The organism is Muricoccus pecuniae (assembly GCF_014199205.1).
In the GTDB taxonomy this organism is placed as follows: Bacteria; Pseudomonadota; Alphaproteobacteria; order Acetobacterales; family Acetobacteraceae; genus Roseomonas; species Roseomonas pecuniae.
Genome location: NZ_JACIJD010000012.1, coordinates 41,896 through 55,950, shown reverse-complemented (window position 1 = coordinate 55,950; position 14,055 = coordinate 41,896). Strand labels below are relative to the sequence as shown.

The following is a 14,055-nucleotide window of genomic DNA, read 5'->3' as shown; positions in this document are numbered from 1 at the left end:
CTCATCCTCGTCGTCCTCGGAGTCGTCGTCGGAGGCGTCACCCCCAGCTTCGTTGTCGCCAGCTTCGTCGTCGCTGGAGTCGTCATCCTCGGCGTCATCGTCGAGGTCGGAGCCGGTCCCACCGACCTCCTCGCCATCGGCACCGGTCCCGCCGACATCGTCGCCGTCCGCACCGGTCCCACTGGCATCCGTGCCGTGGGTGCCGGCCGCCAGCGCCTGGACGGGCTCGGGGGATTCGAAGACGGCGGGCCGATCGCGGAAGCCCTCGGCGCTTCCCTCGCCCACGGGGTCGCCGTCAGCGGCGCCCGCGATCACGGGCACCTCCGTCGGGGCGGGCGTGTCCGCGCCGGGTTCCCCCACCGGGATCTTCTGCTCGGCGCTGTCGTCGGAGGCGGGGTGGTCGTGTTCGGTCAAGCGTGGGTTCCTGTTCCGCCGCCCGGCCGGTCGTGGCGGGGACGGCGAGAGTCGGGGCTGCTTCGCCATGGGTCGGGCGCGGTGCGGCAGGCCGGAGGCGCCCGGCCACGGGTCCGGCGTGGCGCGTGAACCGGCGATTCGCCGGGCCGCGCGGCACGCAGCCGCTCGCGCGCGATATGCGCCCGCGGAGCAGCGGATGCAAGGTTGGAACGAGCTATCCGGCCGTTGCACCGGGGCTTTCGGCGTGATTAGCACATCCGATGCCGCGTCTCACCCTCCTTCTGCTCCCCGGGTTGCTCTGCGACGCCCGCTTGTGGCGCGACCAGCTGGCCGGGCTGGCCGATGTCGCCGATCCCGTGGTGGCGGATCTCACGCTCGATTCGGATGTGGCGACCATGGCGGCGCGGGCCATTGCCTCGGTCGAGGGGCCCTTCGCCCTGGCCGGCCTCTCCATGGGCGGCTACGTCGCGCTGGAGGTGATGCGCCGGGCGCCGGGGCGCGTCGAGCGGCTGGCGCTCTTCGACACCTCGGCCCGGCAGGACACGCCGGAGGGGTCCCGCCAGCGGCGCGGGCTGATTTCGCTCACCCGCTCCGGGCAGTTCCGGGGCGTCACCCCGCGCCTGCTGCCGCGCCTGCTCCACGAGCGGAACCTCGGCGGGCCGCTGGCGGGGGAGGTGATGGAGATGGCCGAGCGCGTGGGGCGTGAGGCCTTCCTGCGCCAGCAGGCGGCCATCCTCGGGCGCCCGGATTCCCGCGGCGATCTGCCGGGCATCGCGGTGCCGACGATGGTGGTCTGCGGGGAGGCGGACATCCTCACCCCGCCCGATCTCGCGCGGGAGATCGCGGAGGGCATTCCCGGCGCCGCACTGCACATCCTGCCCGGCTGCGCGCACCTGCCAAGCATGGAGGAGCCGGAGCGGGTGACGGCGCTGATGCGGGACTGGCTAGGCTGATCCGGGGGCTTCCGCCGGGTGGGGCGGCTTCCCATCTCAGGAGGATGATCGATGCCAGGCGCCTCCTCCTCGCCGCGGCGCTGCTCGCCGCCCCTCTTTTCCCCGCTGCGCCCGCCGAGGCGCGGGGCGGGGTGAGCTTCGGCGTCGGGATCGGGACGGGGTATCCGTACTACCCCGCTTATCCCTACGATCCCTTCCCCTATGCCTACAGCGTGCCGGTCGTGCCCGCCGTGCCCTATGTGGCGCCCTATCCGGCCTACGCCCCGCCCGCGCGCCCGCTGGGCCAGGCCTGCTATGCCGGGGCCTATATCTGCCCGCTGGAGCGCGCGGCGCCCGCCGGCGATGCCTGCGCCTGCCCCGCGCGCGGCGGGCAGAGCGCCTGGGGGCGTGTCGGCGGCTGAAACCGGGATCGGGGCGGGGGGGTTCCTCAGCTGGAGGAACATGATGCCCGCCACCGACCAGGACGATAACAGCAGCGCAGGCGCGATCGTGGAGCCGCGCGAGGCCGCCCGCGCCGCGGGGCTCCGCTATGTCAGCGACACCAGGCCCGGCATCACGCGCCATCCCAAGGGGGACGGCTTCGTTTACCGCGCGCCCTCGGGTGACCCGATCCGGGACGAGGCGGAGCTGGAGCGGATCCGCTCCCTGGCCATTCCCCCTGCCTACACCGATGTCTGGATCTGTCCCCACGCCAACGGCCACATCCAGGCCACGGGGCGCGACGCGCGCGGGCGCAAGCAGTACCGCTACCACCCGCGCTGGCGGGAGACGCGGGACGCGACGAAGTACGAGCACATGGCCGAGTTCGCCGAGGTGCTGCCGAAGATCCGCGCGCGGGTGGCCGCCGATCTCGCGCGCAAGGAGCTGGGCCGGGAGAAGGTGCTCGCCACCGTCGTCCGCCTGCTGGAGACGACGCTGATCCGCGTGGGCAACGACGACTACGCGAAGGAGAACGGCTCCTTCGGCCTGACCACGCTGCGCAACAAGCACGTGAAGGTCGAGGGCGGCAGCATGCGCTTCGCCTTCCAGGGCAAGAGCGGCAAGACCTGGAAGCTCGGGCTGCAGGACCGGCGCATCGCGAAGGTGGTGAAGGCCTGCCAGGACCTGCCGGGGCAGGAGCTCTTCGCCTGGCCGGCCGAGGACGGCACGATGCACGACGTCACCTCCGGCGACGTGAACGAGTACCTGAAGGAGATCACGGGGCGGGACATCACGGCGAAGGACTTCCGCACCTGGGCGGGCACGGTGATGGCCGCGCTCGCGCTGCGCGAGTTCGAGGCCTTCGACAGCCACACCGCCGCTAAGCGCAACGTGCGCGCGGCGATCGAGAAGGTCTCCGCCAAGCTGGGCAACACGCCCACTGTCTGCCGCAAATGCTACGTCCATCCCGACCTGCTGGAGGGCTACATGGCCGGGCAGCTCGCCCTGGAGATCGCCGAGCGCGCCGAGGAGGAGCTTCGCGAGGAGATGGAGACGCTCCGGCCGGAGGAAGCGGCGGTGCTCGCCCTTCTCGCCCGGCTGAAGGCGGACAAGCCGGCCCCCGCGGCCAAGGCGGGGCGCGCGCGGGCCGTGAGGAGCGCGAAGGCCCTGGCCGCCGCGGCCTGAGCCCCCCGGTCGACACGGCAGCCGGCTTGCCGCCATTCTTCCCGCGCCCGCCCGCAACGAGAGGCGCGGCAGGAGGAAAACGATGCAGCAATCCATGTCCCGTCGCGCCACGCTGGGCGGCGCGGGGGTCTTCCTCGCGGGCGCCTCCCTCACATCGGGCGGAGCGATGGCGCAGCCGCCGGCGAGCCCTGTCCGCGGCGAAGCGGGGGCGGTGAAGTTCTCCGCCGGCACGGAGGCGCCCCGCATGCCGGCCCCGCCACTGGCCGCGGATTGCCACCACCACGTCTACGACGCGCGCTTCCCCGCCGATCCGCGCACGCAGCTCCGGCCGCCCGATGCCTCGCCGGAGGACTATCGCGCCCTCGCGCGGCGGCTGGGGACGCAGCGCTCGGTTCTCGTCACGCCCTCCACCTACGGCACGGACAACCGCCTCCACCTCCAGGCCCTGCGGGAGCTGGGGCCGGAGCGGACGCGCATGGTCGCGGTGGTCGACACGAGTGTGACCGATGCCGATCTGCGCGCGATGCACGAGGCCGGGGTGCGCGGCATCCGCTTCAACCTCGTCCAGGCCGGGGTGACGACGATCGACATGGTGGAGCCGCTCTCGGCCCGCGTCGCGCCGATGGGATGGCACGTCCAGATCCACATGCTGGGGGGGCAGATCGCCGAGAACGAGGCGCTCTTCGCCCGCCTCCCCTCGCAGGTGGTGTTCGACCATCTCGGGCGCGTGCCGATGGACAAGGGGGTGGAGCATCCGGGCTACCTCGCCGTGCGCCGGCTGCTCGAGGGCGGCAAGGCCTGGGTGAAGCTCTCCGGTGCCTATATGGACACCAAGGTCGGCGCCGCCGGGCGCTGGTCGGACACGGTGCCGGTTGCGCGGGGCTACGTGGCGGCCGCGCCGGAGCGCTGCGTCTGGGCGAGCGACTGGCCGCACGTCACCGAGCCGGCCGAGAAGCCCGACGACGCCGCGCTCTTCGACCTCCTGACCGAATGGGTGCCGGACGAGGCCGCGCGGCGGCGCGTGCTGGTGGACAATCCTGCCGCCCTCTACGGCTTCCCCCGCGCCTGAGCCGGGCGGGGCCCCGTGCCGGTGTGCCCGGCCCGGGGCCGCTGCCCGTCAGCGCCGGGCCTCGCTGTCCATATGGGCGAGCTGCGCCTCGGGATAGCGGGCGCCGGCGGCGGCGCCGGGCGGGATGGCGGCCTCGATCCCGGCCAGCGCCGCTTCGTCCAGCCGGATGTCGAGCGCGCCGAGCGCTTCCTCCAGCCGGTCGCGTCGCCGCGCGCCGACGAGGGGCACGATGTCCTCCCCTCGCGAGGCGACCCAGGCGATGGCGAGCTGCGCCGTCGTCACGCCCAGCCGGGCGGCCACGGCGCCCAGCGCTTCCGCGAGCCCGAGGTTGCGGTCGAGGTTCTCCCCCTGGAATCGCGGGGAGATGCCGCGGAAGTCGCCCCTGGTCGTCGGCTGCCGCGACCAGTGCCCGCTGATCAGCCCGCGCGACAGCACGCCATAGGCCGTGACGCCGATGCCCAACTCCCGGCAGGTGGGCAGGATCTCGTCCTCGATGCCGCGGGAGAGAAGGGAGTACTCGATCTGCAGGTCGGCGATGGGGTGGACGGCATGGGCACGGCGGATCGTCTCCGCCCCGACCTCGGAGAGGCCGATATGCCGGATCCAGCCCTTCCTCACCATCTCGGCCATGGCGCCGACCGTCTCCTCGATGGGCACGTCCGGGTCGAGCCGGGCGGGGCGGTAGATGTCGATGTGGTCGGTGCCGAGGCGGGTGAGGGAGTAGGCAAGGAAGTTGCGGATGGCGGCGGGGCGGGAGTCGTAGCCGCTCCACCCGTTCTCCGGGTCGCGCAGCGCCCCGAACTTCACGCTGATCTGGAGCCGGTCGCGCGGCAGGCCTCGCAGCGCCTCGCCGATCAGCATCTCGTTGTGGCCCATGCCGTAGAAGTCGCCGGTGTCGAGCAGGGTGACGCCGCGCTCCACCGCCATGGCGATGGTGGCCAGGCTCTCGGCCCGGTCGGCGGGGCCGTACATGCCCGACATGCCCATGCAGCCCAGGCCGAGGGCGGAAACCTGGGGGCCGGTGCGGCCGAGTTGGCGCTGTTCCATGGGATCTCTCCACTGGTTTCGGTGCCCCCGATATGCGCCCCATCCGCCCAGCGCTTAATCCCGTATGATCCGCATGGGCCGTTCGGGAATCGCGAATGATCGGGGCGTCGCTGGAGGATCTGGAGCTGCTGGCGGCGGTGGCGCGGCACGGCAGCTTCCGCCGGGCGGCGCTGGAGGCCCGCATCTCCCCCTCCAGCGCGACGGAGCGCATCCGGGCCCTGGAGGACCGGGTCGGGGCGCGGCTGCTGAACCGCAGCACCCGCAGCGTGGCGCCCACCGAGGCCGGGGCCGCGCTGCTCGCCCGCCTCGGCCCGGCGCTGGGCGAGATCGCGGCGGCGCTGGACGCGGCGGGGGAGGCGGGGAACGCCGTCTCCGGCACGCTCCGCATCAACGCGCCCCCGCCGGCGGCCGAGCTGGTGCTCGCGCCGCTGCTGCCGCGCTTCCTCGCGCGGCATCCGCGCGTGGTGGTGGACGTCACCGCCGAGAGCGGTTTCGTGGACATCGTCCAGCGCGGCTACGACGCCGGGGTGCGCTACGGCGAGAGCCTAGCGCGGGACATGATCGCGCTGCGGCTCGGCGGACCGCAGCGCTACGTTCTCGTGGCCTCGCCGGCGCTGGTCGCGGCGACCGGCCTGCCGGAGGAGCCGCAGGCGCTCCTCCGCATGCCCTGCATCCGCCTGCGCTTCGCCGGCGGCACCATGCCGCCCATGGAATTCGAGCGGGACGGGCGAGTGGTGACCGTCCGCCCGGAGGGTGGGCTGGTCACCAATGACGGGCATCTCGGCCTCATCGCCGCGATCGGGGGGCTCGGCTACTTCCTCACCTTCGAGGGCTGGGCGCGGCCCGCCATCGATGACGGGCGGCTCGTCTCCGTGCTGGAGGACTGGCTGCCGCCCTTCGAGGGGCCCTTCCTCTACTACCCCTCCCGCCGGCACATGCCGGCGGCGCTGCGGGCCTTCGTGGACTTCGTGAAGGGGGCCTGAGGGATCAGACGTCCACCTCCGCCTCGTCCAGCTTCGACGCGTTCTCCTGGATGAACCTGAAGCGCAGCTCGGGCTTGCGGCCCATCAGCGCCTCGATCAGCTCCGCCGTCTCGGCCCGGGCCTCCTGCGGCAGCACCACCTTGAGCAGGGTGCGCTTCCGCGGGTCCATCGTGGTCTCCTTCAGCGAGGCCGGGGGCATCTCGCCCAGGCCCTTGAAGCGGGAGACCTCGACCTTCTGGTTCGGCTTGAATTCGCGCTTGAGGATGCGCTCGCGATCCGCGTCGTCCCGCGCGTAGATCGACTTCGCGCCGTGCTGCAGCCGGTAGAGCGGCGGCTGGGCGAGGAAGACGCGGCCCTCGCGCACCAGCGCCGGCAGTTCCTTGTAGAAGAAGGTCATCAGCAGGGCCGCGATATGGGCGCCGTCCACATCGGCATCCGTCATGACGATGATGCGGCCGTAGCGCAGCCGCGCCATGTCGAAGCGCTCGCCCACGCCGCAGCCCAGCGCCTCGACGAGGTCGCGCAGCTCCTGGTTGGCGCGCAGCTTCTCCGTGCTGGCGGAGGCGACATTCAGGATCTTGCCGCGCAGCGGCAGCACCGCCTGCGTCATCCGGTCCCGCGCCTGCTTGGCGGAGCCGCCGGCGGAATCGCCCTCGACGAGGAACAGCTCGGTCGCCTCGGCATTCTCGCTGGAGCAGTCGGCCAGCTTGCCGGGGAGGCGCAGCTTGCGGGTGGCCGTCTTGCGCGGGACGTCCTTCTGCTCGCGCCGGCGGATACGGTCCTCGGCCCGCTCGATCGCCCAGGAGAGAAGGTTGTCGGCGTTGCGGGTGTCGCCGGTCAGCCAGTGGTCGAAATGGTCGCGCAGCGCACCCTCGACGAGGCGCGCGGCCTCGGGGGAGGTGAGCTTGTCCTTCGTCTGCCCCTGGAACTGCGGTTCGCGGACGAAGACGGAGACGGTGCCGGCGAGGCCGCCGAACAGGTCCTCGGCCGTGACATTGGCCGCGCGCTTCTCCTTGCGCAGCTCGCCATAGGCGCGCAGCCCCTTCACCAGGGCGTTGCGGAAGCCGCTCTCATGCGTGCCGCCCTGGGGGGTCGGGATGGTGTTGGCATAGGTGTTGAGGAAGCCCTCGCCGCCCTCCAGCCAGGTCGCCGCCCATTCCGCGCGCCCGGCCCCGCCGGGGAAAGTCGCCTCGCCCGCCCAGGGGGCGGGGGTGACGGTGGGGCGGCCCTCGATGGCGGCGGCGAGGTAGTCGGAGAGGCCGCCGGGGAAGTGCAGCACCGCCTGGGCCGGGGTCTCGTCCTTGACCAGCGAGGGGTCGCAGGACCAGCGGATCTCCACGCCCTTGTAGAGATAAGCCTTGGAGCGGCAGAAGCGGTATAGCCGCGCCGGCAGGAAGTGGAGCTTGCCGAAAATCTCGGGGTCCGGGCGGAAGCGGATGGTCGTGCCGCGGCGGTTGTGCACCGACCCGGCATTCTTCAGCTTGCCCAGCGGCTTGCCGCGCGAATAGGCCTGGGTGAACAGGGTGCGGTCGCGCGCGACCTCCACCTCCATCCGCTCGGACAGCGCGTTCACCACGGAGGAGCCGACGCCGTGCAGGCCGCCCGAGGTGTCATAGGCCTTGCCGGAGAACTTACCTCCTGAATGGAGGGTGGTGAGGATCACCTCCAGCGCCGAAAGCTTGGGAAACTTCGGGTGCGGGTCCACGGGAATGCCGCGGCCGTTGTCGCGCACGGTGAGCCAGTTATCCGGCTCCAGCGTGACCTCGATGCGGTCGGCATGGCCGGCCACCGCCTCGTCCATGGCGTTGTCGATCACCTCGGACGCCAGGTGGTGCAGCGCGTTCTCGTCCGTGCCGCCGATATACATGCCGGGGCGGCGGCGGACGGGCTCCAGCCCCTCCAGCACCTCGATGTCCGCGGCGGAATAGCTCTGCTGGGCCGGACCCTTCGCAGGGCGGCCGCCGAAAAGATCGTTCATGTCTTGTTCTGGTTCCCTGGCCCAAAATAGACAGCCGGGGGTCCATATGCAACCGCCGCCAGCATCCGGGATGCCGGCGGCGGAACATTCAGGCCGGGCCGTGGCCCGGAGAGGTCAGAAGGCGCGGGAAGGGGTCAGTTCTTGCCCTGGAGATGGGCCTCGATCATCCACAGCATCTTATCCAGCTCGCGGGAGACCTGGGTCAGCAGGTCGGAGGTGTCGGCATCGCCGGCCTCGTCCGTCTGGTCGATGCCCTCGCGCAGCTCCTTGGCCATCTGGGCGTAGCGGTCGGCCAGCGCCGCGCAGTGGTCCAGCCCGTCCAGCAGCTTGCTGTCGTAGCGCTCGATCCGCTTGGTGGCCCCGATCGTCTCCGTCGTGCCGTCCGGGATGCCGCCGAGCTGGACGCAGCGCTCGGCGATCTCGTCCGCCTGCGCGTTCAGGATCGTGTAGAACTCCTCGAACATCTTGTGCAGGCCGTAAAAGTGGCTGCCCTTGACGTTCCAGTGCGCCTGCTTCGTGGAGTTGGTCAGGTCGGCCATGTCCACCAGCGCGCCCTGCAGCACGCCGATGGAGACGGCCTTGCCGTTGTTCGGCGTGTCGTTGCGGGTGGGGATCTTGCCGGGAACCTTGCCGGCGGCTTCGGTCTTGGTCGCCACGGGGCGCTCCTTCGTTCTCGTGTCCGATGGGCGGATCCAGGATGGGCTGGATGCCGTCCCCGGCAAGCCGAATGCACGGAGCCGGGGAAGGTTTCCCGGGTAGGGCTGCCGCCCTCCCGGCGCATGGCCGGGGGGCCCCGTTCTCCTGTGCTATGGCAGGCGGGGAGGTCCGGCGTGCTAGCCTCGGCCTCCAAGCCCCGCACGGGGCGGGACGGAGGAGATGGACATGAAGACGAACCGAAGGGCGGTGCTGGGCGCCGCTTTGCCGTTGGGCGCCGCCGGGCTGATCGGGGCCTCGATGGAGGCGGAGGCGCAGGTGGCGAGCGGGACGCGCACCCTCTTCGCCCTGCCGCAGCCCGTGGTGCCCATCGCCGGGAACGAGGCCGCCTTTCCCGTGCGCCGCATCTACTGCATCGGCCGCAACTACGCCGCCCATGCGCGCGAGATGGGCTCGGACCCCGACCGCGAGCCGCCCTTCTTCTTCCAGAAGCCGTCGGACGCCGTGCAGCTCGTGCCGCCGGGCGGGGTGGTGGACCATCCCTATCCGCCGCTGACGAGGAACTACCACTACGAGGTGGAACTGGTGGCGGCGCTCAAATCCGGCGGGCGGAACATCTCCGCCGACCGCGCGCTGGAGCATGTCTATGGCTACGCCGTCGGGCTCGACATGACGCGGCGGGACCTGCAGCGCGGCATGGGCGACCAGAAGAAGCCCTGGGAGATCGGCAAGGCCTTCGACCGCTCCGCCCCGATCGGGCCGATCCATCCCGTGCAGGACGGGAAGCACTTCGCCCGCGGCGCCATCTCGCTCGCGGTGAACGGGCAGGTGAAGCAGAACGCCGACCTCTCCCAGATGATCTGGAGCGTGGCCGAGCAGATCTCCCGCCTCTCCGAGGCCTTCGAGTTGATGGCGGGCGACATCATCTATTCAGGCACGCCGGAGAATGTGGGGCCGGTGGTGCCGGGCGACGTGATCCTCTGCAAGATCGAGGGGCTGCCCGACCTCTCCATCCGGATCACCCCGGCCCAGGCGTGAGCGCCTAAACCGGGAGCTGCACGAAGCGCTCCGCCTGCGCCGCCGTCCCCTCCTGCTGGAAGGCGGTGGCGGCGGCGAGCACGGCGTGGTCCCCGTCCGAGAGGCGGGACTGCTCCCGCAGGTGGTCCGTCCAGGAGCGCACGGCCCAGAGCTCCACGTAGCGCTCGGGATGGGCCACGTCCTCGTAGAGGCGCCAGACGATGGCGCCGGCCCGCAGCCGCACCCCCCGCACCTCCGCCATCGTTGCGAGGAAGGCCTCGCGCGAGGCGGGCGGGACGGCGTAGCGGACGGACTCCAGCAGCCGCGCCTCATCCCCCTGGAGCAGCGGAAGAAGCTCGGCCGCGGGGGCTTCCGGCACCGGCTCGGGATGGGCGGGCGCGAGGGGCGGCGCCACCGGGGCGGCGTCCATCGGCAGGTGGCGGACGAGGACGGAGAGCACGATGCTCGCCACGCCGAAGGCGGCGAGTGTCTCCGGCAGGCCGATGAGCGCCCCGCCCACCCCGCCGAGGGTGGAGCCGAGCGCGAGCGACCCGAAGGTCGCCACCTGATAGAGCCCGATCACCCGCGCCCGCACCCAGGGGCGGGCCGCGAGCTGGGCGGAGGCGCTGAGGGTCGAGGTCATGCCGAGCCAGGAGGCGCCGTAGAGCAGCATGGCCAGACCCGCCGGCGCCGGGTGCGTGGACAGGGCGAGCAGGATCATCGAGAACCCCACGCCGCAGGAGCAGAACACCACCACCCCCGAGCGGGAGAGGCGGTTGCGGAGCGCCGGCAGGAAGAAGCCCGCCACCACCGCGCCCACCCCCATCGCGCCCAGCATCAGCCCGAAGGCCGAGGGCCCCAGGCCGAGGCGGAAGCGCACGACCAGCGGCAGCAATCCCCAGACCGCCGAGCCGGCGAAATGGGGAAGGGCAGCGCGGATGATGATGCCGCGCATCACCGGGCTGGCGAGGACGAAGCGGACCCCGCTCTCCATCGCATCCAGCAGCTTCTCCCGTGGCATGGTCACGGTTTCGGGCGCGCGCTTCCAGAGGAAGAGCGCAGTGATGAGATAGAGGAAGCAGGCGGCGTTGAGCGCGAAGGCCAGCTCCGCCCCCGCCCAGCCGAGCACCAGCCCGCCCAGCGCCGGGCCGATCGCGCGGGCGAGGTTGAAGCCCATGGCGTTCAGCACGATCGCCTGCACCAGGTCCTCCCGCACCACCAGCTCGGGGGTGGTGGCGCCGAAGGCCGGGAAGTTCGCCGCCGCGCCGATGCCGATGCAGAAGGTGAGGGCCAGCAGCCCCCAGGGCCCGAGCAGCCCCGCCGCGGTGAGCGCGCAGAGAAGCAGCGCGCAGCCGAGGATCCAGAACTGGGTAATGAGGAGGAACCGCCGGCGGTCCATGATGTCCGCCAGCGCCCCCGCGGGCAGGGCGAGCAGGAAGACCGGCAACAGGGAGGCCGCCTGGACGAGGCTGACCATCACCGGGGAGGGGGAGAGGGAGGTCATCAGCCACCCCGCGCCCGTGCTCTGCACCCATCCGCCGATATTGCTGACGAGGGTCCCGACCCAGAGCAGCCGGAAGGCGGGGTTCCGGAACGGGACGAAGGCGGCTGGGGCGGGCATCGGGGCTGAGGGACCGATTCGTGGTGGGGTCCGCCGGGCTGGGCGGGCGGAAGGGGTTAGCGGAATTCTCGCCTCCCGTCCCGGCCATGGTCTAGGCTCGGTCCATGGCACAGCGCATCGCCACCTATGCCGAGTTCTGGCCCTACTACCTCCGGGAACATGCGGATCCCCGCACGCGGCGGGTCCATGTGCTCGGCACGCTGCTCGGCATCGGCCTGTTCGTCGCCGGGTTGGCGAGCGGGCGGTGGTGGCTGGTGCTCGCCGGGGTGGTGATCGGCTACCTCTTCGCCTGGGTCAGCCACATGCTCATCGAGCGCAACCGCCCGGCCACCTTCACCCACCCCCTCTGGTCGCTGGGGTCGGACCTCCGCATGGCCTGGCTGTTCCTGACCGGGCGGCTGGAGCGGGAGCTGCGGCGGGCCGGATTGGGCTGAGGGGAGGGAGCGCTACTCCCACAACACCCATTGCAGGGCGAGGGCGACCTGGAAGCGCGGGGTGTCCCGGCTCAGCCCCGTGCCCGCGGCCAGCCCGATCACGGCGCGCCCGCCGGCCAGCCTGTGCCGGACCCCGGCCTGGAGCAGGCTGAAGTCGCGCTCGTCCCGCTCCTGCCGCGAGCGGCTATAGGCGACGACCAGCGCCGTATCCGGGCTCACCGCCTGGGCCAGGGCGGCGTTGAGGAGAGATCGGTTCGTGCGTTCCCCCGGTTGCGGATCGATGCGCGTCGTCCAGCCGAGATTCGCGTAGGCCCCGAAAGGAAGATCCCGGAAGCCGCGGAACGTCTTGCCGAGCAGCAACAGGCCCTCGGCCTCGTAGCCCTTGCGCCCTGGGCCGTACAGCGTCCTCAGCCGCCCGAGCGCGCCGATCGCGGGGGCAGCGTCCCCCTCCTCCGAGATCTGGTAGAGGGCTCCGATGCGCGTCGTGCCGCCCCAACGCGCGCGCTCGTCGCTACCCGTCGCACCTGTCTCCTCCTCCAGCCCGGGCGCGTTGCCGAGCCGGCGCCGCGTCTCCAGCGCGCCATAGGCGCCGCTCCCGCCGATCTGAAGCTCCAGCTGGGGCGCGACGCCGAATTTGAGCTCGGTCTCGCCCGCTCCGGTGCTGCGCACCCTTCCGCGCCGGGCACGCTCGTAGACCCCGACGAAACCGATCCCCGCCGAGCCGGGCGCCGCGGCGGCAGGGCCGGAGATCTCGAAGGGGGCGTCGGCCATCTCCATCGGCTCGTCCTGCGCCGAGGCAGGTGCGGCCGCGGCCAGGAGCGCCGTGAGGAGGAGGGTGGGGCGGGGCTTCGGGCGGCGCATCTCTGCGCTGTAGCCTTGGTCAGCCCGGCAGCGCCAGGAGGAGGACGGGCGGGACCCCGGCGATTTCCGCCGGCGCCCTTGGCAGGGGGACATCTGCCGCCCCGCCCGCGCCTTCAGCCGCCGCTGAGGGCGAACTTCGCCGCGGAGAGCGCCGCGATGAGCCACACGGCGCCGTGCACGTCGCCCGCCCGCCCGGCGACCAGCTTGATAAGGGCATAGGCGATGAAGGCGATGCCGATGCCCGTTGCGATGGAGAAGGTGAAGGGCATCGCGATCGCGCCGAGGATGGCCGGTAGGTACTCCGTCGGCTCGTCCCAGGCGAGGTCGCGCAGCGAGTGCGCCATGAGGCAGGCGACGAAGACGAGGGCGGGGGCGGTGGCGAAGGCCGGGATGGCGGTCGCCAGCGGCGCCAGGAAGAGGGCGAGGAGGAATAGTATGCCCACCGTCAGCGCCGTCAGCCCCGTGCGCCCGCCGGCCTGGATGCCCGCCGCGCTCTCGATGTAGCTCACCGTGGTGGAGGTGCCGAGCACGGCGCCGATCATCGCCCCGCCGCTATCGGCCATCAGCGCGCGGCCCAGCCGCGGCACCGTGCCATCCGGCCGCATCAGCCCCGCGCGATGGGTGGTCGCGATCAGCGTGCCGGCATTGTCCAGCAGGTCTACCATGAAGAAGGTGAAGACGATGCCCGCGAGGCCGAGCGAGACCGCGCCCGCCAGGTCCATCTGCAGGAAGGTGGGAGCGAGGGAGGGCGGGGCGGAGACGATCCCGTTGAAGTTCGTGAGCCCGAAGGGGATGCCCGCCAGCGCCGTGAGGAGGATGCCGATCACGATCGCCCCCGGGACGCGCCGCGCGACCAGCCCGGCGATGAGCACGAAGCCCGCGCAGCCGATCAGCACCGGGGCCGAGCCGATCCTGCCCATGCCGACGAGGGTGGCGGGATGCGCGACGACGAGGCCGAGGTTCTTCAGCCCGATCAGCCCGAGGAAGAAGCCGATCCCCGCCGCGATGCCGAGCTTGAGGGAGATGGGGATGCCGTTGATCAGCCATTCCCGGAACCCTGCGAGGGAGACGAGGAAGAAGATGATGCCCGACAGGAAGACGGCGCCCAGCGCCACCTGCCAGGACACGCCCATGCCGCCCACCACGGCGAAGGCGAAATAGGCGTTCAGCCCCATCCCCGGGGCGAGGGCGATGGGATAGTTCGCGAGGAAGGCCATCAGCGCGCAGCCGATGGCGGCGGCGAGGCAGGTGGCGACGAAGGCCGCGCCCGCATCGATCCCGGCGGCCGCCATGATCTGCGGGTTGATGACGATGATGTAGGCCATCGTCAGGAAGGTGGTGAGGCCGGCGACCAGTTCGGTGCGCGGCGTCGTGCCGTTCTCGGCAAGCCTGAAGAGCCGGTCCATTCCCCCTGCAATC

The 14,055-nt window shown here is 71.9% G+C and carries 13 protein-coding genes; 7 read left to right on the top strand and 6 right to left on the bottom strand.

The annotated features are described in order from the left end of the window. Positions 1–674 precede the first annotated feature (674 nt). The 4 genes from FHS87_RS13890 to FHS87_RS13875 all read left to right on the top strand — a co-directional run bounded on the left by FHS87_RS13890 (position 675) and on the right by FHS87_RS13875 (position 4,041). Entirely contained in the window at positions 675–1,367 is a 693-nt protein-coding gene (locus tag FHS87_RS13890; RefSeq protein WP_184519382.1) for an alpha/beta fold hydrolase, read from the top strand. A gap of 44 nt (positions 1,368–1,411) precedes the next feature. Further along, a complete protein-coding gene (locus tag FHS87_RS13885) occupies positions 1,412–1,768 on the top strand; it encodes a hypothetical protein (protein ID WP_184519379.1) in 357 nt (118 codons plus the stop codon). Between the two features lie 43 nt (positions 1,769–1,811). Next, positions 1,812–2,972, top strand: a complete 1,161-nt coding sequence (locus FHS87_RS13880; protein ID WP_184519376.1) for a DNA topoisomerase IB — start codon at positions 1,812–1,814, stop codon at positions 2,970–2,972. A gap of 82 nt (positions 2,973–3,054) precedes the next feature. Next, entirely contained in the window at positions 3,055–4,041 is a 987-nt protein-coding gene (locus FHS87_RS13875; RefSeq protein WP_246418400.1) for an amidohydrolase family protein, read from the top strand. Between the two features lie 48 nt (positions 4,042–4,089). On the opposite strand, the gene FHS87_RS13870 is transcribed toward FHS87_RS13875, so the two are convergent. After that, positions 4,090–5,088 (bottom strand): aldo/keto reductase, encoded by a 999-nt coding sequence (locus FHS87_RS13870; protein ID WP_184519373.1) that lies wholly within the window; start codon positions 5,086–5,088, stop codon positions 4,090–4,092. 95 nt (positions 5,089–5,183) lie between these two features. Between FHS87_RS13870 and FHS87_RS13865 the strand changes: the two genes are divergently transcribed. Next, complete coding sequence (locus tag FHS87_RS13865; protein ID WP_184519370.1) at positions 5,184–6,071, top strand: LysR family transcriptional regulator; 888 nt, start codon at positions 5,184–5,186, stop codon at positions 6,069–6,071. Positions 6,072–6,075: 4 nt separating this feature from the next. On the opposite strand, the gene parE is transcribed toward FHS87_RS13865, so the two are convergent. Then, on the bottom strand, positions 6,076–8,049 hold the full coding sequence (gene parE / locus FHS87_RS13860; RefSeq protein ID WP_184519367.1) for a DNA topoisomerase IV subunit B: 1,974 nt from the start codon (positions 8,047–8,049) through the stop codon (positions 6,076–6,078). Positions 8,050–8,183: 134 nt separating this feature from the next. Further along, positions 8,184–8,705: a DNA starvation/stationary phase protection protein Dps gene (gene dps / locus FHS87_RS13855; protein WP_184519364.1), complete on the bottom strand. Its 522-nt coding sequence runs from the start codon at positions 8,703–8,705 to the stop codon at positions 8,184–8,186. A 226-nt stretch (positions 8,706–8,931) separates the two neighbouring features. Between dps and FHS87_RS13850 the strand changes: the two genes are divergently transcribed. After that, the gene (locus tag FHS87_RS13850; protein WP_184519361.1) at positions 8,932–9,741 is read left to right on the top strand and encodes a fumarylacetoacetate hydrolase family protein; all 810 of its coding nucleotides are present in this window, start codon (positions 8,932–8,934) and stop codon (positions 9,739–9,741) included. A 4-nt stretch (positions 9,742–9,745) separates the two neighbouring features. Here the strand turns inward: FHS87_RS13850 and FHS87_RS13845 are convergent, their stop codons facing one another. Next, positions 9,746–11,341, bottom strand: coding sequence for an MFS transporter (locus FHS87_RS13845; protein ID WP_184519358.1), 1,596 nt, complete (start codon positions 11,339–11,341; stop codon positions 9,746–9,748). A gap of 104 nt (positions 11,342–11,445) precedes the next feature. Here FHS87_RS13845 and FHS87_RS13840 point away from each other — a divergent pair, with 104 nt between their 5' ends. Next, entirely contained in the window at positions 11,446–11,775 is a 330-nt protein-coding gene (locus FHS87_RS13840; protein WP_184519355.1) for a DUF962 domain-containing protein, read from the top strand. Between the two features lie 12 nt (positions 11,776–11,787). On the opposite strand, the gene FHS87_RS13835 is transcribed toward FHS87_RS13840, so the two are convergent. Beyond that, positions 11,788–12,636 carry a hypothetical protein gene (locus FHS87_RS13835; RefSeq protein ID WP_184519352.1) on the bottom strand — a complete coding sequence of 283 codons (849 nt, stop codon included), beginning with the start codon at positions 12,634–12,636 and terminating at the stop codon, positions 11,788–11,790. 113 nt (positions 12,637–12,749) lie between these two features. Further along, positions 12,750–14,042, bottom strand: a complete 1,293-nt coding sequence (locus tag FHS87_RS13830) for an NCS2 family permease (RefSeq protein WP_184519349.1) — start codon at positions 14,040–14,042, stop codon at positions 12,750–12,752. Between the last annotated feature and the right edge of the window lie 13 nt (positions 14,043–14,055).